We start from the raw sequence: 22,003 nt of genomic DNA on the forward strand, positions 1-22,003 counted from the left end.
CGCGTCAGGCTCGGGACGTGCCGTACCAGCGGCCGATCACCGCGCGGTCGAGCGCGGTGAACACGGCGAAGATGGCCACGCCGAGGAACGAGGCCAGGAAGATCGAGGCGATCAGGTCCTCGGACTGCAGCCGCGACCGGTAGGTGTCGAGCAGGCCGCCGATGCCCGGCTCTCCCTGCCGGAAGAACATGTCGCCGACGACCGCGCCGATCACCGACAACCCGGCCGACGTCCGCAGCCCGGTGAAGATCGACGGCACCGCCGCCGGTAGCTGCAGCAGCACCAGGCGCTGCCAGCGACCGGCCCGGTTGAGCGTGAACAGGTCGTGGGCGTCCCGGTCGGCCGAGTGGATGCCGAACAGCGTGTTCGAAATCATCGGGAACAACGAGATGATCACGCAGACGATGACCCGGCTGGTGAACCCGAACTGGAACCACAGCCCGATCAGCGGCACGATCGCGAGGATCGGCACGGTCTGGATCACGACGGCGTACGGGTAGACCGCGCGCTCGATGAAGTCGGCCTGGCTCATCAGGATCGCGGTGAGCACACCGATCACCACCGCGATGCCGAGCCCGGTGAGCGCGACGCGGGTGGTCAGCGCCAGCGCTTCGAGCTTCGGCTGCAGGTGGTCGGCGTCGAGGACGGCGACCGTGAACACCTCGTCGGGCGGCGGCAGCAGGAATCGCCGCTGCTCGGAGAGCACCAGGTAGGTGACCGCGTACCAGACGCCCAGCCCGGTCAGGAGCGCGCCGAGCACCGGCAGGACGTTGCGCGTGATCCGTCGCTTCCTTCTCGGCGCGGTGGTCGTCGCCGGCTTCTCCAGGGTGGCCGTGCTCATGAGTGGTGGCCCTCCAGTGCGTGCGAGACCTCGCCGGTGAGCGCCGCGAACTCCGGGGTGTACCGCAGTTCCGGCGAGCGTGGATGCGCGAACGGCACCGCGATGTCGGCCGCGATCCGGCCCGGCCGTCCGGTCATCACCACCACCCGGGTGGAGAGGTAGACCGCCTCGCTCACCGAGTGCGTGATGAACAGCCCGGCGAAACCGCGCAGCTGGAACAGGCGCTGCAGCTCGGTCTGCATGCCGAGGCGGGTGATCTCGTCGAGCGCGCCGAACGGCTCGTCGAACAGCGCGAGCTGCGGGTCCGCGACCAGCGCGCGGGCCAGCGAGACCCGCATCCGCATGCCACCGGACAACTGCCGGGGAAAACTCTTCGCGAAGTCGGTGAGACCGACGAGCGCGAGCGCGTCCGCCGCCCGGGCCGTCCGTTCCTTCTTGCCGACGCCGCGGAGCTGCCCGACGAGCGCGACGTTGCCCAGCGCCGAGCGCCAGGGCAGCAGCGTCGGGTCCTGGAACACGAAGCTCGTGGTGTCCGCGGCGACCTCGAGCGTGCCGTCGGTGACCCGGTCCAATCCGGACGCCAGCCGCAGCAGGGTGCTCTTGCCGCAGCCGGACGGTCCGACGACCGCGACGAACTCGCCGGGCGCGACGCTCAGGTCGACGCCGCTCAGCGCCGTCGTCCCGGTGTCGAACACCTTGCTGACGCCGGTGAACTCGAGCGCGGCCCGGGTGGTGGCGGTCATCGGTCCTCCGGAGGGGTGCGGGGAACGATCGCGGTGACGCGATCGGTGACGGTGCGGGCCAGCACGGTGCCGGCACGCAGCACCACCCGCGCGTCGCCGGGGCCGGCCACCAGGCTGGTGAGCGACTGGGCCGGCACCAGGAGCAGGTCGGCGGCCGCGCCGTCGGCGGGCCCGGCGGGCGGGAGGTGCATCGCCGCGCGGACGCCACCGGTCACCGCCTCCAGCGCCTCGTGCGGATGCAGATGCGCGGCGCTGACCAGCAGAGATGCGGTCTCGAGCGGGTCGCCCCTGCCGACGGCGTTGAACGGGTCGCGCAGGTTGTCGCCGCCGGCCGCGACCGTGATTCCGGCGTCGAGCATCGCGCGCACCGGGGCGATGCCGCGCGGCACCGAGTGTCCGTGGTCGCGTCCCTGCAGGTAGAGGTTGGTCTGCGGGAGCACGACGATCGCGATGCCCGCCTGCGCGACCCGGTCCAGCGTGCTCGTGAGGCGCTCGGGCGGGAGCATCGAGAGGCGGACGCAGTGGCTGGCCGTGACCCGGTACCGGAACCCGCGGGCGATCACCTGGTCGGCCAGGTCGGCCAGGTCGAGCCCGCCGGTCAGGTCGAGCGTCTCGTCGGTGTGCAGGTCGAGCGGGAGCCCGGCGCGCTCGGCGACGTCGAGCAGGCGTGCGGTCTCCGCGGCCGGGTCGTCGGCGAGGTGGGGTACGCCGCCGAGCAGGTCGGCACCCTCCTTCGCGGCCGCCTCCACGACCGGTGACGGCGTCGCCGGGGAGATCAGCGGAACGACCTGGATCGTGAGGTGGCCGGTGAGCGCGTTCCGCAGTTCGAGCAGCGCGCGCAGGCCGCGCAGGGCGTCGCCGTCGGGTGGGACGTCCACGTGGGTGCGGATCGCGGTGACCCCGGCCGCGGCGTAGTGCCCGAGCGCCCGTTCGGCGCGGTCGCGGATGTCGGCGCCGTCGATGTCGGGAAGCATCCGGTGCCACTGGTCGACGGCCTCGATCAGGCCGTTGAGGCGGGTGGCGCCGCGGTCGACGGTGAGCGCCTTGTCGAGGTGCGCGTGCGGTTCCCCCAGCGCGGACACCGCGACCCAGCCGGAGGCGTCGACATCGACACCGGGCGTGTCCGCGGCCCCGGTCGTGATGGTGCCGTCGACGATCGTCAGGTCGGTGGTTCGGCCGTCGAGGAGGTGGACGCCGCGTAAGCGGGCGACGCGGTCTCCCGGCCGGAGTGCGGACGGACCGAGCACGACGGCACCTCTCTCCTCGGGCAAAATGTTGACCAGGTGAACATCGGCGAGGCTAGGCCGCGAATGTTTCGTCGCGCGCAACGCCGGTGACAGCGCTGTTTCACATCGGAGGAGGACCGGAGTTGCGGCGACAGGCCGAGCCGGAGGCACGCGCGCTGGGAGCGGCCATCCGGCGGCGACGGCGGTCCCTCGGGATGACGTTGGTGCAGGTGGCCGCGGTGACCGGGCTGTCGCACCCGTTCCTGAGCCAACTCGAACGCGGGCGCACGCGCGGCAGCATGCGGTCGCTGTTCCTGGTCGCGGAGGCGCTGCGGACCTCGCAGCAGGCGTTGCTCGCCGAGGCGCAACCGGTGCCGGACGGGGCCGAACCGGTGGTGCTCACGGTGAACGACACGACGTCGATCCCGGTCGACGCGGGATCGGCGCGGCTGCTCGTGGAGGCGCCCGGGCAGTTCGCGGTGACCGAGTTCCGGTTGCGTCCGCAGGAGTTCAGTGAGTTCTACGTGCACGAGCACGCGGAGCTGGTGTACGTGGCCTCCGGGACGGTGGAGGCGCAGGTGCGGTCCGGGTCCGAGCCGCACGTGCTGGGGCCGCGTGACGTGCTGCGGATCCCCGGGTCGGTGCCGCACCGGTGGCGCGCGTTCGGGGCGGCCGAGGCGGTGGTGCTGGTGACGCACACGTTTGCGTCGTAATCGGCGTATTCTGGACGAAACGATGCTCACCCGGGGGGTTGAGATGGCAGTCGTCGAGTACCACTTCCCAGCGACGACCGCGGAGGCCGGAGTGCCTCCGCGTCCGGGCGGCGAGGTGGCCGTGCGGCGGCCCGCGCCGCTCACCGGCGCCCCGGCGCCGCGCCCCGCCGTGTACCGCGCCCCCAGCACCCGCCTGGACCGCCCCTCCCCCGCCCACCGACCTCCGCGGCCGCTCCGCCCCGAAGCAGCGCCCCGACCTGCCGCCGTTCGGCCAGCTGCCGCCGCGAGGCCGTCTGCCGCCGCCCGGCCGCCCGACGCCGTTCGGCCGCCCGCCGCCGTTCGGCCGACCCGGGCACCGGACCCGGTTCCGGTCCCGGTCAGGTATCGGCCGGCCCCGGCGCCCGCCGTCCGGCCGCCGGTCGCACCCGCCGCCGAGTACCTGGAGGCGGTCGGCTACCCCGTGCTGGTGCCAGTGGTCCTGGTGCCGGTGATCCCGGTCCGGGTGCACGTCACGATCACGTTCGGCTTCTGAGCTCGAGCACCCGCACGGTCGCCGCGTCGGCGGCCAGGTACGACTCTGCGCTCACGCCACGGCACCACGAGGTGCTCGGCCAGGAACACCATCCGCCGGCTCGGCCGGCGCCGGCGACGCCACCGGCGTCGACCTCTGGCGGTTCGAGGACGGGCTGATCGTGGAGCACTGGGACGTGCTAGCGCCGGTACGCCCGGCCGAGGGTCGTCGCTGAACCGTCCGGGGCGTAGAGCGACGTGCCGCCGGTGCCCGGCGAGAAGATGAACCACGAGTACCGCTCGACGAACGACAGACCGTCCATCATGGCCGTCGACGCGGTCACGAACGCGGCCTGCTGCTCCGGCGACGGGTAGCGCGGCGTGCCGGAGCCGAAGTCGATCAGCGCGTACTCGGTGAGCCAGATCGGTTTGTGCCACCGGTCGTGCACGGCCTGCAGGTAGCTCTTCAACTGGCTCACCGCGTTCGCGGTCGTGAAGTCACCGCCGTACCAGTGCAGCGCGATGAAGTCGACGCGGTAGCCCCGGGCCTGGGCACCGGTCATGAACTGGTCGAACCAGCTCCCGTCGGTCGCGGCGCCGAACGCCGGCGCCGGGCTGCCCAGGCGCATGCCGGTGCCCTGCAGCGACGGCCACAGTTCGAGCGCGCGGGTCGGGGAGAGGTTCGACTGGCTGGCGAAGTCCGGCTCGTTGAAGCCGAGCAGCGTGTCGCCGCGCTGTTTCGCCGCGGCCAGCGTGCGCTCGTCGACCGAGTCGGCGCCCCAGATCATCGGGGTGAACGACACCCCGGCGGGCGCGTCGACCGGGTCGGTGCCCCAGGTGTAGTACCAGCCGACGCCGGAGTCGGCCAGCGCCGGCTTCACCGCCCCGAAGTCGTTCAGCGCCGCGCCCCGCTTGCGTGCGACCGGCCGCGCCGTCCTCGTGGTCGTCGGCGACGGGCTCGAGCCCACCTGGGCGGGCCCCACCGGCACCCGCTCCCGCGCACCGGCCGCGGACGGCGAAGCCGCGGCCGTCGGGGCCGGGGAACCCACCGACGAGGGCTCCGCCGGCGACGGCGGGTCGACCACCGCGGCCGCCCGCGCGCCGCCGCCCCCGGAGCCCGTCACCGCCCATCCCCCGACCGCCGCGACGACCACGCCCACACACACGACCAGGATCAAGAGCGCACGTCGAGACACCCCAGCAGTCTCACCGCCCCCTCCGGCACCGGACAGCACGATGATCCGGAGACAAGGCGCCCCTAAGCGACAGGCAAGGTTCGACCTAACACCGGTGCGCGTAAGCCACGTAATCACTCACCGGCAACCCGAGATCGAGCGACCCGGAGTCGGCACGTACCGACGCGACGTCACCGCCGGGCCGCACGGTCACCAGCCAGGCGGCGACCAGCTCACCCTCGCGGAACTCCGGCCGCCACCACGCGTCGCACGCGTCGCAGCGCCCGGCCCGCTCCTCCCCCACGTCGTCGAGTCGCAACCGGCCGTGCGCGGCGTCCGGGCAGAAGCCCTCGCTCAGCCGCGCCGTCGGCGGAAGCCGAATCCCCATGCCCCCAGTGTCCGGCTGGCACGAAGTGGGGATCAAACCGCTACCACCGGGATGACACCGTGCTCACGTGACGATTTCCGATGCCGGCGAACTCCGCCGACTCCGAGCCGCGGCTCCGGCCGCCGAAGAAGAGATCAGCAACGACCCGGCCGGGTGGCCGTGGTGGGCCGAGTCGCTGACGCACGTGCGCGACCTGGCCACCCGCCTCCTGAGATCCGACGACCTCACGGAGGACGACCACCGCGCCGCGGTCTGGCTGTTGCACCAGGCGTCCGGGTACCTGGTCGAGGTCGAACGACCGGACGAGTCGGTGGCGGCGGCGGAGACCGCGGTGCGCGCGGACGAGGCGCGGTTCGGCCCCACCCACCCCGACACGTTACGCAGCAAGGAGGCGCTGGCCGGGTCGCTGTCCGAGGCCGACCGGCTCGATGAGGCGCGGGAGCTCATCGAGTCGGTCCACGCGGACCGCGTCACCGTGCTCGGCCCCGACCACCCCGAGACGCTCCGGGCCGCGGACACCGCCGCGCTCGCGGCCCTCGACCTGGGGGAGATCGACGAGGCGATCAGCCGCTTCGAGCGGGTGCTGGCGGCCCGCCGCCGCACGCTCGGCGACGGGCACCGCGACTGCCTGGTGACCCGACACAACCTCGCCTACGCGTACGTGGAGGACGGCCGCCCGGAGGACGCGATCCCGATCTACACCGAGGTGTACGACGCCTCGGTGTCGCTGCTGGGGCCCGAGCACCCGGAGACGTTGTTCACGCTGAAGGCCCTCGGTGACGCCCAAGTCGACGCCGACCAGCCGGCCGAAGCGGCCGAACGGTTCGCGGTGGCCTACGCGGCGCGGCGCCGGGTGTTCGGCGAGGACCACCCGGAGACGCTGGTCACCCGGCACGGGCTCGCCGACGCCTGTTTCGGCACCGACCGCACCGAGGAGGCGGCCGCGCACCTGCGTGACGTGGTCGCCCGCTGGTGCGCCCGTGGGGACCGCGGGGACACCCGCCTGCTCAACGCGGTGCACGACCTCGGCTGCCTCTACTACCTCGCCGACCGGGACGCCGACGCGGCCGAGCTGTTCGAGGAGTTCCTGCCGGAGTTCCGCGCGGTGCTCGGCGAGGACTCGGCCCGCACGATCTACGCGTCGGCCGGCGTCGCGAGCCACTACGTCGACATCGGACGGACCGACGAGGCGCTCGCGCTCTACCGGCGCACGCTCGCCGCCTGTGAGCAGCACTACGGCCCGGACCACAAACGGACCCTCCAGGTCCGCTACGAGCTGGCCACCCTCCACGCCGAGGCGGGCCGCGACGACGAGGCGATCGCGGAGTTCGAACGGGTGCTGGACGGCGAGCGCGCGCTCCACGGACCGCACCACGAGGACACCGAGCAGACCCGCGTCGACCTGGTGCGGGCCTACCAGCGGGCCGGTCGCCACGCCGACCAGGTGCGGCTGCTGGAGCGGACGCTGAGCGAGCGCACCGACCCCGAGGACCCCGGGACGCTGCAGCTCGCCCACCAGCTGGCCGACGCGCTGGAGGACGACGACCGCCCCGAGGACGCGATCCGCCGCTACGAACCGACGCTGGCCGCGCGTCGGCGCGTGCTGGGCAACGACGACGCGGCGACGATGTTCACCGCCGCCAACCTGGCCTACACCTACCGCCGGGTGCAGCGGCACGACGACGCGATCGCGCTCTACCGGGAGGTGCTGGAGACGGCGCGCGCGGTGCACGGCGCCGACCACCCGGAGACGCTCACCGACCGGCACCTGCTGGCCGACGCGTACCTCGACGCCGGGCGGTACGACGAGGCGATCGCCGAGTTCGGGCGCGCGCTGGACGGGCGCACCGCGCTGCTCGGCGCCGACCACCGCGCGACGCTGCTGAGCGCGGAGGGACTGGCGTACGCGTTACGCGAGTCCGGCCGGGTGGAGGAGGCGGTCGACGCGTTCGAGCGCGTGGTCGACGGTTACCGCCGGGTCGTGGGAGCCGACGAACCGGAGACGCTGCACGCGGTCCGTGCGCTGGCCCGTGCCCACCAGCGCGCCGGTCGGGCGCACCGGGCCATCACGACGTTCGAGGAGCTGGTGACCCGGCAGCGGACGGTGTTCGGCGAGCGGCACGAGGAGACGCTCGACACGCTGCACGAGCTGGCCGACTCCTGTCTGCGCGCGGAGCGTCCCGAGGACAGCGTGTTCTGGTACGAGTGGGCCGTCCGGGGGTACCGGGACACGCTCGGCGACGACGACCCGGTCACGCACGACGTGTGGTGCGGCCTCGCGGACGCGTTCCTGGCCGCCGACCGGCCGGAGGACGCGATCGGCGTCTACACCCGCGTGCTCACCGCGCGGCGGTTGCTCTGGGGTGAGGAGCACAAGGAGACGCTGGTCACCGCGCACAACCTGGCCCACGCCCACCAGAGCGCAGGCCGGCTCCCGGAGGCCATCACGCTGTACGAGGGTGTGCTCGACGACCGGCGGCGCGTCCAGGGCGACGAGCACGAGGGCACGCTGATCACCGCGCACAACCTGGCCACCGCCTATCTGGCGACCGGCCGGGTCGAGCCGGCAGTCGAGCTGCACGAGCACGTGCGCACGACCGCGGCCCGCGTGCTGGGCCCCGGCCACCCGCTCGCGCTGGAGGCCGGCCTCTTCCTCGACGAGGCCCGCGGCGACGACTAGCGCTCGGTCCGGCGGGACACGTTCGTCGCGGAGCCGGTCGGCCACCACCGCCGGCCGCTCCGCGGCGACGCGCGGGTCCGACGTGACCCGGGGCTACCACGAACGGGCGGCCCGCAGGAGCACGTCGTGGACGCGGTCGACGTGCGGGTGCGCCGGGCCGGTGCGCCGGGCCAGGTACACGGTGTTGATCGGCGGGTCGTCCGGCTCCACCAGGGCCACGAGCGTGCCGTCGGCCAGCGCCGGTGCGCACAGGTACCGCGGCAGGACGCTGATCCCGGCGCCCGCGGCGACCGCGGCGGCGACGGCACGCAGATCCGGTACCACCAGCGCCGGGTCGGCGTTCAGCCGCACGCCGAACACGTGACGCCAGTAGCGGCGCAGGATCGGCAGGTCCTCGGCGTACGCGATCAGCGGCTGCGCCGCCAGCAGCTCCGGATCGGCGTCCACCGCGCGCGCCGGAGCCGACACCAGCACGAACTCCTCGTCGGTCAGCGGCGTCGCGAGGATGCTGCGCCCGCGTGGACGCACCGACGAGAGCACCAGGTCGTGGACGCCGTCGCGCAGCCCGGCCAGGAGGTCGTCGGCCAGCCCGGCGACGACACGCAGGCGCACCTCGTCGCCCAGGAGCGGTGCCAGTACCGGGAGCACGAGCAGGGCCAGCGCCTCGGCCGGACCGCCGAGGTGCACCGGCGGTTCGGGGGCGGCCGCTCCGGAGCCCGCGGCGATCGATTCGAGCGCGTCCATCGGTCCGGCGAGCCGGGCGGCCAGCTCGTCGGCGACCGCGGTCGGGGCCACGCCACGCGGCAGGCGCGCGAACAGCCGCCGCCCGAGCGCGTGCTCCAGGGCACGCAGCTGGGCGGTGGCCGTCGGTTGCGCCAGACCGGCCAGCCGCGCACCGGCGGTCAGCGATCCGGCCCGGTAGACCGCGAGGAAGGTACGCAGCTGCCCGAGATCGAGCGGCCCATCGGATTTCTGATCGCTCACATCGGTGATTCTATTTTTCGCCCGATCGATCCCGACCTACCGTCGACACCATGTCAACGATCTTGTTCGTGGTGACCGGCGCCCGGCACTGGACCCTGAACGACGGCACCCAGCACCCCACCGGCTACTGGGCCGAGGAACTGCTCGCGCCGTACGAGGCCTTCACCCGGGCCGGCCACACCGTGGTGTTCGCGTCCCCGGGCGGGGTGACCCCGGTGCCCGACCGCGGCAGCCTCGCCCCCGACGCGAACGACGGCCGCACCGACGTCGAGGAGCGGCTGAACGCGATCAGCGAGCTGGCAGCCCCGCTCGACCTGGCGAAGGTCGACGTCGCCGACTACGCGGCGGTGTTCTACCCGGGCGGCCACGGCCCGATGGAGGACCTGGCCGTCGACGCCGACTCCGGCCGCCTGCTCACCACGACGCTCGACTCCGGCAAGCCGCTGGCGATCGTCTGCCACGGGCCGGCGGCACTGCTGGCCGCGCACCGCCCCGACGGGACGTCGCCGTTCGCCGGGTACCGCCTCACCGGGTTCACCAACGCCGAGGAGACCCAGGCCGGGCTGGCCGAGAAGGCACCCTGGCTCCTGCAGGACCGGCTGACCGCGCTCGGCGCCACGTTCGACGAGGGACCGGCCTGGCAGCCCCACGTCGTCGCCGACCGGAACCTCTACACCGGCCAGAACCCGGCCTCGTCGGCGCCGCTGGCCGCGGAGGTACTCACGCGGCTCTCCTGACGGAGGCCCCCCGCGGCTCGCCTCGCCGATACATAGTGGAGGCGAACGATCACGATACGTGGGGGGAACCCGATGAGCTTCCAGCGGCGGCCCCGTGCCTTCGGCCCGCGCAACCGTGGTGTGTGGATCCTGCTCATCGTGATGCTCGTGGTGCTCGCGCTGTCCTGTTGCGCCGGTCTGCTGGTGTCGATCGCGCAGCAGGGCGGTGGCGAGCCGGACCCGAGCCCGTCGGTGTCGGTGTCGGCGAAGGCCGCCGCGGTGGCGCCCGCCCGGCTGACCGTCCCGAACCTGATCGGCGTCCGCCTGCCCGACGCCGAGCAGAAGCTGACCTCGCTGGGCTTCGAGAACCGGCGGGTCGAGGACGCCACCGACCGGAACCGGCCGGTGCTCAGCCGGGCGAACTGGGTCGTGCGGAGCCAGAACCCGGCGCCGGGCGCGAAGGTCGCTGGTTCGGCGACGGTCACGCTGCGGGTCAGCAAACCCACCGACGCGGCGGCGACCGGGGCGCCGTCCGACGGGGTGATCCCGGACGTGGTCTGCCGCGACCTGCAGGCCGCGCAGGACGCGCTGCAGGCGGCCGGGTTCTTCGTGCTGGCGTCGGTCGACGGCACCGGGCAGGGGCGGCGGCAGTTCGTCGACCGGAACTGGATCGTCACCGCCCAGTCGGTGAAGGCGGGGACGCAGCCGGTGCGCTCGACGCGGGTCCGGCTCACCGTCGTGAAGATCGGCGAGGCGAACGACGCCTGCGCTAGCTGAGCGCGAACGCCGCGACCGTGCTGGTCTGCAGGAAGCGGAAGTTGTCGTCGGAGACGATGAGCACGGTGCGCCGTCCGTCGGGAAGGTCGGGGCCGAGCGTCGCACCCTCGAAGTTGTCGATGCGCAGGCCCGGTGCGTCGTCCAGATCGAGCAGCAGCGTCTTCGTCATTGCGGTGGCGCCGGACAGGGAGTTGCGGCCGAGCACGTTCGTGGCGTTCCGGGTGTCGGCCAGGAAGACACGCACCTTGATGCGGTACCGGTCGACGACCGCGGCGCGCTCGAGCACGAGGTAGCGGCCGCCGCCCAGCGCGACCAGGTCGGACAGCCCGTTCGTGTCGCCGGAGTCGGCTTCGCGCGGCGCGGCGAACAGCGGCTCCAGCGGGTACGCGTACTCCGCGACCGGGCGGCCGGTCGCGGTGTCGTACTCGACGACACGGGTCAGCGCACCGGCCTGCGCGGTGGGGTTCGGGCCGTCCTGACGCAGCGGGTCTTCCATCCCGACCGCGAAGCGGGTGCCGTCAGGGGTGAACGAGATGCCTTCGAGCGCCTGATTGCGGCGGGGGCCCGCGCCGGGGGCGATCGTCAGCTCGTCCGGGATCGGAAGTTTCCGGACGTACGCACCCGACGGCTTCGCGATCCGGACCGCCGGGTTCAGCAGGTTGTCGCTGCGCTCGCCCTCGTCGACCCAGTAGAGGTCACCGGTACCCGGGTGGACGGCGATGCCCTCCGGGTCGGGTGGGACGGCGCCGGACGCGAGCGACGGGAACACCGAGCCGTCCTGGCGTCGCAGCGGTGCGGTGCCGGTGAGCGTCGCGGTGACCTTGCGCCCCGAGACGTCGATGTCCGCGGTGTAGAACCGCGCCGGGTTCCGTTCCGAACGGTCGTCGCTGATCAGGTAGTAGCGGCCGGCGCGCCGGTCGTAGCTGATGCCGGAGAGGCCACCGACCGTGGTGCCCCGGAACTCCGGTGAGCGCGGAATCGTCGTGTCGCCGAGGAACTCCAGCGCGGGCACGGCGGCCTTCGTCGGCTCGGCCGCCGGTTCCGCGTCACCCCGGCAGCCGGTGAGGAGAAGCACCACCAGGAGAAGAACTGCCGCGGCCCGCACGGGAATGAGAGTAAGTGCTTTCGCAATTCGTACTGGTGAAGCATCCGTGTCGTCGTGGGGAGAGCGCTATGACCGTCACCGCTGACACCTTCGTGCAGGACTGGGAAGACTGGTACGCCAAGCACCAGCGCGTCCTCGGTGATCCGCACGGTTTCCTGGCGATCACCAGCCTCAACTGGCTCGACGAGAACCCGCAGCGGTTCCCGGACGCGCCGGGCGCCTGGTCCACCGGGCCCAACGGCGTCGTCGTCGAACTCGACCCCGGCGAGGAACTCGTCGTGGACGGCGAGCCGGTCACCGGGCGTCACAGCTTCGGCGTCATCGCCGAGCGCGCGAGCCTGTACCCGAAGTCCGGGGACGCGGTGATCGAGGTCGCCAAGCGCGGTGGGAACGACATCATCCGGCCGCGCCACCCGGAGAACCCGCTGCGTGCGAACTTCGACGGCACGCCGGCGTACGCTCCCGACCCGCGCTGGGTCGCCACCGGCGTCTACGTTCCGTTCGACGAGCCGCGTCCGACGACGGTGGGCGCCGCGGTCGAAGGGCTGCAGCACGTGTACGACGCACCGGGCGAGCTCCGGTTCACGCTGGAGGACCGGGAGTTCACGCTGACCGCGTTCAACGGTCACCAGCCCGGCACGCTCTCGGTCCTGTTCACCGACGCCACGTCGGGTGTCACCACGTACGCGGCGAACCGGTCGCTCTCGGTGGACGCTCCGGCCGAGGACGGTTCGGTGACGGTCGACTTCAACCGGGCGGCGAACCTGCCCTGCGCCTACACCGACCTGGCCACCTGCCCGCTGCCCCCGGCCGAGAACCGCCTGCCGATCGCGATCGAGGCCGGCGAGAAGATCCCCACCGAGCGGCTCTGAGTTCCCGCGGCTGGTCCGGGACCCCCGTCGGCCCCGGACCAGCGGCGTCACTCCGCCAGGGCGCCCCGCCGTCGCTCCACCGACGACACGACGCCCGGTAGCCCGGACAGCGCGTCGCTGACGGCGTCGAGGACCTGGTCGGCGTCCTGCCGGTCACCGAGGCCGTCGGGCGCCCCCACGGCGTGCTCCAGATAGGTCACCAGCGCGGTCAACGCCTGCGCGGCGTAGGCCGTGCGCACCGGGCTGTGCGGCCCCACCAGGGGCCAGTGGCCCGCGACGACGGAGTATCCGTCGATATCGGTTCCGATCTGTTCTGCCACCGTCATCACCATTCGTGCTCGCCGGGCGCGCCCCCGCGGCGGGTCTCTACCCGCCGGAACGCGGTCTATCCGTTCGCTCAAATCTCTGTATTGCCTATCGGTTTAGTAGCTAATAGGGCGCCATGACGACCGCCGACAAGATCACCACCTCCGCGGAGGCGCTGGCCGTGGCCCGCGAGCTGGCCGGATCGATCGCCGCCACCGCGGTGGCGCGAGACCGCGGGCGCACGCCACCGCACGCCGAACTCGCCGCGATCGACCGCAGCGGGCTGCTCGGGATCGCGGTGCCGGCCGCGTACGGCGGCCCCGACCTGCCCCGCTCGACCGTGGTGGAGGTCGTGCGGATCCTCGCCGCCGCCGACCCGGCCGTGGCTCAGCAGTTGCTCGCGCACTTCGTCGTCACGCAGGCGATCATCGGGGCGCCCGAGGTCGACCGGATCTTCGCCGACGTGCTGGCCGACGGCCGGGTCGGCAACGCGACCGTCGAACGCACCACGAAGCGCTCGATCGACCGGGAGACCCGGGTCACCCGGTCCGGCGAGGGCACCTGGCTCCTCGACGGCGTGAAGTACTACGCGACCGGCTCGCTCGACGCCGCCTGGATCGCGGTCGCGGCGCTCGACGACGACGGTCATCCGGCCACGGCGTTCGTCCGGCCCGGCGACCGGGGTGTCACGCTCGACCTGGCCGACTGGTCCGGTTTCGGCCAGCGGGCCTCGTTCAGCGGCACGGTCCGCCTCGCGCGGGTGCCGGTGGAGCTGGTGCTCCAGGAGGGGCCGCCGCCGGCGGAGGTACCACCGCTCGTGCTGGGCGCCTACGACCAGGCGCTGCACGCCGCGATCGACATCGGCATCGCCGGTGCCGCGCTGGCGGACGGTGCGGCGTTCGTCCGCGAGCGCAGCCGCCCCTGGTTCGAGGCCGACGTGGAGCGCGCCGCCGACGAACCGCACGTCCGGCGCCGGTTCGGTGAGCTCACCACGCGCCTGCACGCGCTGGAGGCGCTGCTCGAACACGGTGCGCGGCTAGTCGACGAGACGGTGCGCGACCCGGCACGCTGGAAGTACGTGCACATCGGCAACCACCTGCTCAACGGCGTGGCTCCGCCGCGGCTCGGGGTGCTGTACTAGCTCCAGGCCTCTTCGGAGAAGCGGACGTCCTCGTCGGCCAGCACGTCGTCGATCAGGTCGGCGCGGTGGTCCAGTTCGCCCGGCGGGATGTCGACGAGCTCGTAGCCGCAGCTCTCGTAGGCCGTCCGGTGGATCTCCTCGAACCGCTTGGCGTCGGCCTCGGTGATCGGGCGGGCCGACGTCGGGCCGACCGGGCCCCACCGCGCGACGAAGAACACCAGCGGCTGGTAGATGCCGCTCTGCACGATCCGGTTGACCTCGGCACGCAACGCCCGGGTCGTGGGTAACCCGGAGTAGCGGGCGAGCGCGAGCGTGCAGATCGGCGACCGGTCGAAGAGCTGCACACCGTCACTGTCGACCGGGAGCTGCTGCTGGCGTTCGTGCTGCAGGCGGACGACCGCGTCGACGAACCCCGCGCCCTCCCACGGTGCGTCGACGCCGAGCGCCTGCTGCTGGGCGATGACGTCGCCGGCGGCTTCCTCGACCACGGAGTAGCCACGCTCGGCCAAAGCGTGAAGAATCGTCGTCTTCCCGCATCCCGGCGCTCCGGTGAGGATGTACCGACGCACACCACTATTCACGCAGTCATCGGCGAGAGAAGCAAGCCACGAACGCGTGGACGGTGGATACCGTGCGCCGAGGTGTCGGCACTCCCACGTAATCCTACTAATCCGCTAGGTTTTACGACCGGGGCTTCCGCGGTCGCGTAGGTTCGTGAAGATGACCGGATCCCGCGCTGTCGACGAGGTGGTGGCGCTGGCGAGCGCGCTGATCCGGATCGACACCACGAACCTCGGCGACCCCGACGCGCCCGGCACCGAGCGCGCCGCGGCCGAGTTCGTCGCCGAGCAGCTCACCGACGCCGGCTACGACCCGGTCTACGTCGAGTCCGGCGCCCCCGGCCGGGGCAACGTCGTGGTCCGTCTCGCCGGCGCGGATCCGGACGCGGGCGCCCTGCTGGTCCACGGCCACCTCGACGTCGTGCCGGCCGACCCCGCCGAGTGGTCGATCCACCCGTTCTCCGGCGAGGTGCGCGACGGGTACCTGTGGGGGCGCGGCGCGGTCGACATGAAGGGCATGGTCGCGATGGCGCTCGCGGTCGCGCGCCAGTTCCGCCGCGACGGCACGGTGCCCCGGCGCGACCTCGTCTTCGCGTTCCTCGCCGACGAGGAGGCCGGTGGCCGGGTCGGTTCGCAGTGGCTCGTCGAGCACCGCCGTGACCTCTTCGAGGGCGTCACCGAGGCGATCGGTGAGGTCGGCGGCTACTCGGTGACGTTCGGCGACCAGCGGGCCTACCTCGTCCAGGTCGCCGAGAAGACGTCGTTCGCGCTCAGCCTGGCCGCGCACGGCCGCGCCGCGCACGGCTCGATGCTGCACGAGGACAACCCGGTGGCCCGGCTCGCCGACGCGGTGGCCCGGCTCGACCGGCACCGGTTCCCGGTGGTGCTCACCGACCCCGTCCGCGCGTTCCTGCGCGGCGCCGCGTCGATGCTGGGTACGTCCGACGATCCGGACGCGGTCCTCGGGCGCCTCGGACCGCTCGCCCGGCTGATCGGCGCGACGATCCGGGACACCGCGAACGTCACGATGTTCTCCGCCGGGGTGAAGTCCAACGTGGTGCCGTCGGTCGCGCGCGCCGAGGTCGACTGCCGGGTGCTGCCCGGCCGCCGCGAGGCGTTCGAACGCGAGATCGTCGAGGTGCTGGGGCCGGGCATCGAGGCGACCTGGCGTCACCTCCCGGCCTGGGAAACGCCCTACGAAGGGCCACTGGTCGACGCCATGAGCAGCGCGATCCTCGCCGAGGACCCCGGCGCCCGGCTGCTGCCGTACCTGCTGCCCGCCGCCACCGACGCGAAGGCGTTCCAGCGGCTCGGCATCCGCACGTTCGGGTTCACCCCGCTGCGCTTGCCGCCCGACCTGGACTTCTCGGCGCTGTTCCACGGCGTCGACGAGCGCGTGCCCGTCGACGCCCTGGAGTTCGGCGTCCGCGTGCTGGAAACGTTCCTAGCCGAGGCCTAGGCGGGCGTCGGCGTTGGCCAGGACGTCGGTGAACTCGGCCAGGAACGCGGCCTGGTCGACGTCGAGGACGACCTTGGTGTCCGGGGCGTCGACGAGCGGGAAGGCCGGGAGCTCCAGCTCGGCGGTGCGCATCAGGCGGGCGCGGACCGCGTAGCCGTCGTCGCGCACGTTGACCGGGCCGTCGGCCGTGCGGGTGGCCCACTCCGGGTGCAGCAGGATCCCGGCGGCGAGCGGGTCGTGCGCCGAGCAGATCCGGCGGCCCCACTTCTCCTGGTAGAAGTCCAGGTAGTAGCCGAGGATCGCGGAGCAGAACGACGTCACGGGGCCCGGCTGCGCGTCGAGCGCCGCCATGAACTTCTCGTCGAGGATCGCCGGGGTCGTCACGTTGACGCCGACCATCACGATCTCGCTGCGCTCGGCGGCGTACACCACCGCGGCGGCCTGCGGGTCGGCGTCCACGTTCGCGTCGACCTCGAGGATCGTGCCGGCGGGCTGGTACGGCCCGGAGCCGCCCATCACCACGATCGACCGGTAGCGGGTGAGCACGAGCGGATCGATCGCGATCGCGTCGGCGAGGTTGGTCATCGCGCCGAGCACCAGCAGGTCGACCTCACCCGGCCGCTCCTGCCCGATCCGCACCAGCGCGTCGGCGGCCGACTCCTCCGCGTGGGTGCTCTCGAGACGCTCGATGCCCAGGTCACCGAGGCCGTCGTAGCCGTGCACGTGGTGGGAGTAGCGGGGCTCCTTGCCGGAGATCGGGCCGGGCCGGCCGAGGTGGATCGGCACTCCCTCGACGCCGCACAGCCCCAGCACGTGGCCGACGTTGATCGCCGAGTCCGCGGTCGAGCAGTTGCCGTGGGTGGCGGTGATCGCGACCAGGTCGACGCCACCGACCGCGGCCAGGTACACCAGCGTGAGCGCGTCGTCGATACCGGTGTCGGTGTCGACGACCACGGCGCGGCGGGACGTCATCGGGCTCCTCCAGTGGGTTCGACCGCCGAGCCGGCGGTGGGTTCGGGCAGCGGTTCGGCCGCGGGGCGTCGTCGCCAGCGTGCGGACGTCGCGATCAGCGCGATCAGCGTGATCACGTAGGGCGCGGCGTCGGTGGCCTGCTGCGGGAGGCCGAGGCCCTGCAGCCGGAAACCGAACGCCTCGGCCGCGCCGAACACGACGCTGGCCGCCAGCACGAGCCCGGGCCGCCCGCGGCCGAGCATCACGGCGACGACCGCGACCCAGCCCCGGCCCGCGGTCATCTGCTCGCTGAACAGCTGCACGTTGCCGAGCGCGAGCTGCGCGCCGGCCAGGCCGCAGAGCCCACCCGCGACGAGCACCGCGGCCTGCTGATATCCGTTCACGTTGACGCCGAGGCTACGGGCGGCGTCGGGGTTCTCGCCGATGCCACGCAGGCGCAGCCCCGCCGGGTGTCGCGCCAGGAAGAACGCGAGCGCCGGAACCAGCAGGAGGCTGAGCACGACCACCCAGCTACTGCTCGCGAAGACGTCACCGAGCACCGGGACGCGGCCGATCCAGGTGTCGCCGAGCCGGCCGAGGCCGGACAGGTCGGGGCTGCTGTACGTGCCGCTGGTGCCGAGCAGCGAGCGCAGCAGGAAGCCGGTGAGGCCGACGGCCAGCAGGTTCGTGCCGATCGCGAGCACGATCGGGTCGGCACGCAGCCGGATCGACCCGACGGCCAGGATCACCGCGGTGAGCACCCCCGCGACCACCGCGGCGGCGACGCCGAGCAGCGCGCTCCCGGTCTTCGCGCTGACCGCGACCGCGGTGAAGCAGCCGAGCAGCATCTGACCTTCGAGGCCGATGTTGAACACGCCGACCCGGGCGCAGAGGGCGCCACCGAGCGCGGCCAGCAGCACCGGCGCGAGCGCGATCAGGACCGCGGCGACAAAACCGAGCGTGAAGACGTTCACCGGGCCCCCGCCCTTGTCTTCGCCCGGTAGGCCTGCACCGCGACGATCAGCACGAACGTGATGACGACGCTCGCCTGGATGATCGCGGTCAGCTGACGGGGGATGCCGACGTCACGTTCCATGCCGGTGCCGCCGACCTGCAGCGCGGTGAAGAGCATCGCGCCGGCGAGCAGCCCGGCCGGGCGGCCGGACGCGATCAGCGCCACGGTGACGCCGGTAAACGTGTAGCCGGGGGCGACGAGCGCGCCGTCGATGAACCGGTACGGCGGACCGGCGACGATCAGCGCGCCGGTGAGCCCGGCGATCGCGCCGCTGGCGGCCAGCGCACCGCTGGTGCGGCGGTTCAGGTTGATGCCGACGTACTCGCCGAAACGCAGGTTCGCGCCGAGCGTGCGCAGGTCCAGCCCGGTCGCCGTACGGGCGTCGACGATCCAGTACGCGACCAGGATCAGCACCGCGACGACCAGGCCGAGGTTGACGTAGGCGCTCGCGGGCAGCGACGGCAGGTGCATGGCGTCGGGCAGGCGCGGGGTCTGCGGGATGCCGGTGCCCTTGTCGGTGAGCGGGTAGCGGGCCAGGTAGGAGGCGAAGCTCACGGCCGGGAAGCCGAGCAGCAGCGTCGAGATGATGACCGGGACGCGGCCGAAACGGGCCAGCGGCACCGCCAGGTACGCCCAGAGCGCGGCGGCGGCGGCGCCGGCCAGCGCGGCGAGCGCGTAGCCGGCCAGGCCCGCGTCCGGGATCGCGATCGCCACCGCGGCGGCGGTGATGCCGCCGAGGACCAGCTGCCCGTCACCGCCGAGGTTGAACTCGCCCATGCGCAGCGGGATCGCGAAGCTCACCGCCATGCCCAGGATCGGCGCGAACGCCGCCGCGAGGTAGGGCAGGTTGGTGTCGAGCAGGATGCCCCGGAACAGCGCCTCGTACCCGGTGAGCGGGTTGGTGCCCGCGCTGAGCAGCACGATCGCGCCCACGGCGAAGCTGGCCACGAGCGCGGGCAGCGCGGCACCGGTCACGGCCCGCCGGGCCACGCCCTTGGCGGCCTCCGCCGTCGTCCGCCGCTCAGGCGCGAGCGTCGCCATCGGGCCGCCCTTCCGTGGTCGCAGAATCGTGGGCCGCACCGGGCGCGGCCGCCGCGGCGCCCGTGCCCGCGTCGCCGGTGCCCGCCGCGGAGTCCGTGCCCGCGTCGCCGGTGCCCGCCGCGGAGTCCGTGCCCGCGTCGCCGGTGCCCGCCGCGGTGGGCCGGACCGGTGGCGCCGGTGGGTCGTCCGGTGGCTTCAGCGCGGTGGTGACCGCGTCCTCGGCGGCGTTGGTCATCGCCTCGCCGAGGCGCTGTTCGGAGAGGTCGGCGCGGTCGAACGCGGCGACGAACCGGCCGTCGACCATCACGTGCACGCGGTCGGCCAGCGCGATCAGCTCGCTCAGCTCGTTGGAGACCAGCAGGACGCCGTGCCCGGCGGCCCGGTAGTCCAGCAGCTCACGGTGGATGTACTCGATCGCGCCGATGTCGACGCCCTGCGTCGGGTTCTCGGCCACCAGCAGCGGCGCCCGGTGCTCCAGCTCCCGCGCCAGCACGACCTTCTGCGCGTTCCCGCCGGAGAGGGACGACACGGTGGCGTCCGGACCGGCGCCACGCACGTCGTGCTTGCGCATGAGGTCGGCCGCGAACTCACGCAGGCGGGCCGGTTTCAGCCACCCCGTCCGGAAGTGCCCGACGGCCAGGTTCTCGGTGATGCTCAGCGCGCGGGCCGACCCGACCGCACCCCGGTCCTCGGGGACGTAGGCCAGCCCGGCCGCCCGCCGGCGCCGGACGTCCGCGCGGCTGACGTCGGCCGAGGCGATCCGGACCGTTCCGGACGCGGACCGGAGCCCGACCACGGCCTGCACCAGCTCGCTCTGGCCGTTGCCGGCGACGCCGGCGATCCCGACGATCTCCCCGGCTCGCACGGTCAGCCGGTCGACGTGGACCGGCGACGCACGCAGGTCGGTCACCTCGAGCACGGCCGCACCGGGCTCGTGCGGCGCGTCGTTCGTCGCCGCCTCGATGTCCCGGCCGGTCATCAGGTGCGCGAGTTTCCCCGGCGTGGTCGCCGCGGTGGCGAGCGACGCCACGACCGCGCCGCGGCGCAACACCGTGACCCGGTCGCTGACCTGCATGACCTCGTCGAGCTTGTGGGTGACGAGCGCGATCGCGGTGCCCCGCTCGGCCAACCGGCGCACCGACGTGAACAGCAGCGCGGTCTCGGCCGGGGTGAGCACCGCGGTCGGCTCGTCGAGGATCAGCACGTCGGCGCCGCGGTAGAGGGCCTTCATGATCTCGACCTGCTGGCGCAGCCCCATCGGCAGCGACGCGACGGTGGCGGCCGGGTCGAGCGTCGACCCGTACTCCTCGACCAGCGTCGCCACCCGGGCACGTGCGGCGCGCCGGTCGAGGAGCCCCCGCCGCGTGGGTTCGGCGCCGTAGATCACGTTGTCGGTGACCGACAGGCTCTCGAACAGCTGGAAGTGCTGGTGGACCATGCCGATACCGGCGGCGATGGCGTCCTTCGGGGAGCCGAACGTGACGCCCCGGCCGCGGGCCAGGATCTGCCCGTCGTCGGGCCGCACGCTGCCGTACAGCACGGACATCAGCGTCGACTTGCCGGCGCCGTTCTCGCCGACGATCGCGTGCACCTCGCCGGCGCGCAGCTCGAGGCCGACGTCATCATTGGCGACGACGGGACCGAACCGCTTGGTGATCCCGGCGAGGCGCACACGAGCGTCACTCATGCGGCCGCGGGGTCCTTGATCACGAGCTCGCCGGAGACGATCCGGTCGCGGACTTCCTTGACCTTGGCGAGCACGTCCGTGTGCTGCGCGATGACGCAGCCGGAGCTCGCCACGTCGGCCTCCAGGCCGGTCAGGCCGACGCCGTCCTCCTTGAGGCCGTACTCGGTGACACCGCCGGGCTTGCCGTCGAAGATCGCCTTGACCGCGTTCTGGATCGCGACGTCGACACGCTTGATCGCGTTGTCGACGACGACGCCCGGCTCCTTGCCGCACTCGTTGACGTCGACACCGAACGCGTAGAAGCCACCGGCCTTGGCCGCCTGGAAGACCCCGGTGTTACCGCCGGAGGAGGCCGCCATCACGTAGTCGACGCCCTTCTGGGCCAGCGTCTCGGCCTGGGCGTTCGCGCGCGCCGGGTCGCTGAACGGGTTGTTGCCCCCGACGAAGAGCGGGGTGAACGTCGACTTCGGGTTCACCGACTTCGCGCCCTCGCCGAACGGGTCGGTCCAGCGGTGGATGAACGGCGAGTCGAGCGCGGCGACCGCGCCGAGCGCGTTCTTCTTGGTGAGCAGCCCGGCCTCGACACCGGCCAGGTACACCGCCTCGTACTCCTTGAACCGGGCGCAGGTGAGGTTCTTCGCCGGGTTCTCCGGGCACGAGTCGACCTGGAGGAACTGCTGGTCGGGGTTGTCGACCGGCGCGGTCTTCATCAGGTCGTCGAAGTTGAAGCCGATCGCGACGATCAGGTTCGGCTTCGCGTCGATCGCGGCCTGCAGGTTCTGCGAGATGCTCGTCGGGTCGGTGCTCTCGTACACCTTGACGTCGGCGTTCGCGGTCTTCGCGGCGGCCTTGGAGCCGTCGACGGAGAGCTTCAGGAACGCGTCGACGCCGACCGGGTTCGGGGTGATGACGACGATCGACTTCTTGTCACCGGACGCGCTGCTCGAGCTGGACTCGGCGCTGCACCCGGTAGCGGCGACCGCCACGACGGCCGCGCCCAGGGTGAGGGCCAATAACTTGGCGTGACGACGTAACCGCATTCCTGAGTTCTCCTACCAGCAGTGTGGGGTATGCTCCCGGCAGCATACGGAGTTGATCAGTGATTGAACAACT

General features: G+C 72.8%; 21 protein-coding genes. 7 read left to right on the forward strand and 14 right to left on the reverse strand.

Features of this window, described 5'->3' with window-relative positions; genetic code table 11:
• Positions 1 to 4: 4 nt before the first annotated feature.
• The 3 genes from ABD437_RS32615 to ABD437_RS32625 are packed head-to-tail and all read right to left on the reverse strand — an operon-like array spanning position 5 to position 2,831.
• A complete protein-coding gene (locus ABD437_RS32615; RefSeq protein WP_344652794.1) occupies positions 5 to 841 on the reverse strand; it encodes an ABC transporter permease in 837 nt (278 codons plus the stop codon).
• Entirely contained in the window at positions 838 to 1,584 is a 747-nt protein-coding gene (locus ABD437_RS32620) for an ABC transporter ATP-binding protein (protein WP_344652795.1), read from the reverse strand. The genes ABD437_RS32615 and ABD437_RS32620 overlap by 4 nt, the downstream gene beginning before the upstream one ends.
• A complete protein-coding gene (locus ABD437_RS32625; RefSeq protein ID WP_344652796.1) occupies positions 1,581 to 2,831 on the reverse strand; it encodes an amidohydrolase family protein in 1,251 nt (416 codons plus the stop codon). Before ABD437_RS32625 ends, ABD437_RS32620 begins: the two co-directional genes overlap by 4 nt.
• Before the next feature lie 86 nt (positions 2,832 to 2,917).
• Between ABD437_RS32625 and ABD437_RS32630 the strand changes: the two genes are divergently transcribed.
• Positions 2,918 to 3,523, forward strand: coding sequence for a helix-turn-helix domain-containing protein (locus ABD437_RS32630; RefSeq protein WP_344652797.1), 606 nt, complete (start codon positions 2,918 to 2,920; stop codon positions 3,521 to 3,523).
• Between the two features lie 710 nt (positions 3,524 to 4,233).
• On the opposite strand, the gene ABD437_RS32635 is transcribed toward ABD437_RS32630, so the two are convergent.
• Together ABD437_RS32635 and ABD437_RS32640 are read right to left on the reverse strand one after the other, a co-directional pair.
• Positions 4,234 to 5,229: a glycoside hydrolase family protein gene (locus ABD437_RS32635; protein WP_344652798.1), complete on the reverse strand. Its 996-nt coding sequence runs from the start codon at positions 5,227 to 5,229 to the stop codon at positions 4,234 to 4,236.
• Positions 5,230 to 5,314: 85 nt separating this feature from the next.
• A complete protein-coding gene (locus ABD437_RS32640; protein WP_344652799.1) occupies positions 5,315 to 5,596 on the reverse strand; it encodes a hypothetical protein in 282 nt (93 codons plus the stop codon).
• A 67-nt stretch (positions 5,597 to 5,663) separates the two neighbouring features.
• Here ABD437_RS32640 and ABD437_RS32645 point away from each other — a divergent pair, with 67 nt between their 5' ends.
• Positions 5,664 to 8,276, forward strand: coding sequence for a tetratricopeptide repeat protein (locus ABD437_RS32645; protein ID WP_344652800.1), 2,613 nt, complete (start codon positions 5,664 to 5,666; stop codon positions 8,274 to 8,276).
• A 93-nt stretch (positions 8,277 to 8,369) separates the two neighbouring features.
• On the opposite strand, the gene ABD437_RS32650 is transcribed toward ABD437_RS32645, so the two are convergent.
• Complete coding sequence (locus ABD437_RS32650) at positions 8,370 to 9,260, reverse strand: LysR family transcriptional regulator (protein WP_344652801.1); 891 nt, start codon at positions 9,258 to 9,260, stop codon at positions 8,370 to 8,372.
• 50 nt (positions 9,261 to 9,310) lie between these two features.
• Between ABD437_RS32650 and ABD437_RS32655 the strand changes: the two genes are divergently transcribed.
• Both ABD437_RS32655 and ABD437_RS32660 read left to right on the forward strand, forming a co-directional pair.
• Positions 9,311 to 9,997, forward strand: coding sequence for a type 1 glutamine amidotransferase domain-containing protein (locus ABD437_RS32655; RefSeq protein WP_344652802.1), 687 nt, complete (start codon positions 9,311 to 9,313; stop codon positions 9,995 to 9,997).
• A gap of 72 nt (positions 9,998 to 10,069) precedes the next feature.
• On the forward strand, positions 10,070 to 10,753 hold the full coding sequence (locus ABD437_RS32660; protein WP_344652803.1) for a PASTA domain-containing protein: 684 nt from the start codon (positions 10,070 to 10,072) through the stop codon (positions 10,751 to 10,753).
• Here the strand turns inward: ABD437_RS32660 and ABD437_RS32665 are convergent.
• Positions 10,746 to 11,858, reverse strand: coding sequence for an esterase-like activity of phytase family protein (locus tag ABD437_RS32665; RefSeq protein ID WP_344652804.1), 1,113 nt, complete (start codon positions 11,856 to 11,858; stop codon positions 10,746 to 10,748). The two genes, ABD437_RS32660 and ABD437_RS32665, sit on opposite strands and share 8 nt — an antisense overlap.
• Before the next feature lie 68 nt (positions 11,859 to 11,926).
• On the opposite strand from ABD437_RS32665, the gene ABD437_RS32670 reads away from it, so the two are divergent.
• A complete protein-coding gene (locus ABD437_RS32670) occupies positions 11,927 to 12,730 on the forward strand; it encodes a DUF1684 domain-containing protein (protein WP_344652805.1) in 804 nt (267 codons plus the stop codon).
• A 47-nt stretch (positions 12,731 to 12,777) separates the two neighbouring features.
• Here ABD437_RS32670 and ABD437_RS32675 read toward each other — a convergent pair whose 3' ends face one another.
• On the reverse strand, positions 12,778 to 13,050 hold the full coding sequence (locus ABD437_RS32675) for a hypothetical protein (RefSeq protein WP_344652806.1): 273 nt from the start codon (positions 13,048 to 13,050) through the stop codon (positions 12,778 to 12,780).
• A 122-nt stretch (positions 13,051 to 13,172) separates the two neighbouring features.
• On the opposite strand from ABD437_RS32675, the gene ABD437_RS32680 reads away from it, so the two are divergent.
• Positions 13,173 to 14,177 (forward strand): acyl-CoA dehydrogenase family protein, encoded by a 1,005-nt coding sequence (locus ABD437_RS32680; RefSeq protein WP_344652807.1) that lies wholly within the window; start codon positions 13,173 to 13,175, stop codon positions 14,175 to 14,177.
• On the opposite strand, the gene ABD437_RS32685 is transcribed toward ABD437_RS32680, so the two are convergent.
• Positions 14,174 to 14,758, reverse strand: coding sequence for an AAA family ATPase (locus tag ABD437_RS32685; RefSeq protein WP_344652808.1), 585 nt, complete (start codon positions 14,756 to 14,758; stop codon positions 14,174 to 14,176). The genes ABD437_RS32680 and ABD437_RS32685 overlap by 4 nt on opposite strands.
• Positions 14,759 to 14,897: 139 nt before the next feature.
• On the opposite strand from ABD437_RS32685, the gene ABD437_RS32690 reads away from it, so the two are divergent.
• On the forward strand, positions 14,898 to 16,196 hold the full coding sequence (locus ABD437_RS32690) for a M20/M25/M40 family metallo-hydrolase (protein WP_344652809.1): 1,299 nt from the start codon (positions 14,898 to 14,900) through the stop codon (positions 16,194 to 16,196).
• Here the strand turns inward: ABD437_RS32690 and ABD437_RS32695 are convergent.
• Genes ABD437_RS32695 through ABD437_RS32715 form a run of 5 tightly spaced genes read right to left on the reverse strand, consistent with a single transcriptional unit; the run spans position 16,182 to position 21,903 of the window.
• On the reverse strand, positions 16,182 to 17,168 hold the full coding sequence (locus ABD437_RS32695) for a nucleoside hydrolase (RefSeq protein WP_344652810.1): 987 nt from the start codon (positions 17,166 to 17,168) through the stop codon (positions 16,182 to 16,184). The genes ABD437_RS32690 and ABD437_RS32695 overlap by 15 nt on opposite strands.
• Positions 17,165 to 18,121: an ABC transporter permease gene (locus ABD437_RS32700; RefSeq protein WP_344652811.1), complete on the reverse strand. Its 957-nt coding sequence runs from the start codon at positions 18,119 to 18,121 to the stop codon at positions 17,165 to 17,167. The genes ABD437_RS32695 and ABD437_RS32700 overlap by 4 nt, the downstream gene beginning before the upstream one ends.
• On the reverse strand, positions 18,118 to 19,203 hold the full coding sequence (locus ABD437_RS32705) for an ABC transporter permease (protein ID WP_344652812.1): 1,086 nt from the start codon (positions 19,201 to 19,203) through the stop codon (positions 18,118 to 18,120). The genes ABD437_RS32700 and ABD437_RS32705 overlap by 4 nt, the downstream gene beginning before the upstream one ends.
• A complete protein-coding gene (locus ABD437_RS32710; RefSeq protein ID WP_344652813.1) occupies positions 19,184 to 20,890 on the reverse strand; it encodes an ABC transporter ATP-binding protein in 1,707 nt (568 codons plus the stop codon). The genes ABD437_RS32705 and ABD437_RS32710 overlap by 20 nt, the downstream gene beginning before the upstream one ends.
• Entirely contained in the window at positions 20,887 to 21,903 is a 1,017-nt protein-coding gene (locus ABD437_RS32715) for a BMP family ABC transporter substrate-binding protein (RefSeq protein WP_344652814.1), read from the reverse strand. The genes ABD437_RS32710 and ABD437_RS32715 overlap by 4 nt, the downstream gene beginning before the upstream one ends.
• Positions 21,904 to 22,003: the final 100 nt, after the last annotated feature.

Origin of the sequence: Cryptosporangium japonicum (assembly GCF_039524755.1) — a bacterium.
GTDB lineage: Bacteria > Actinomycetota > Actinomycetes > Mycobacteriales > Cryptosporangiaceae > Cryptosporangium > Cryptosporangium japonicum.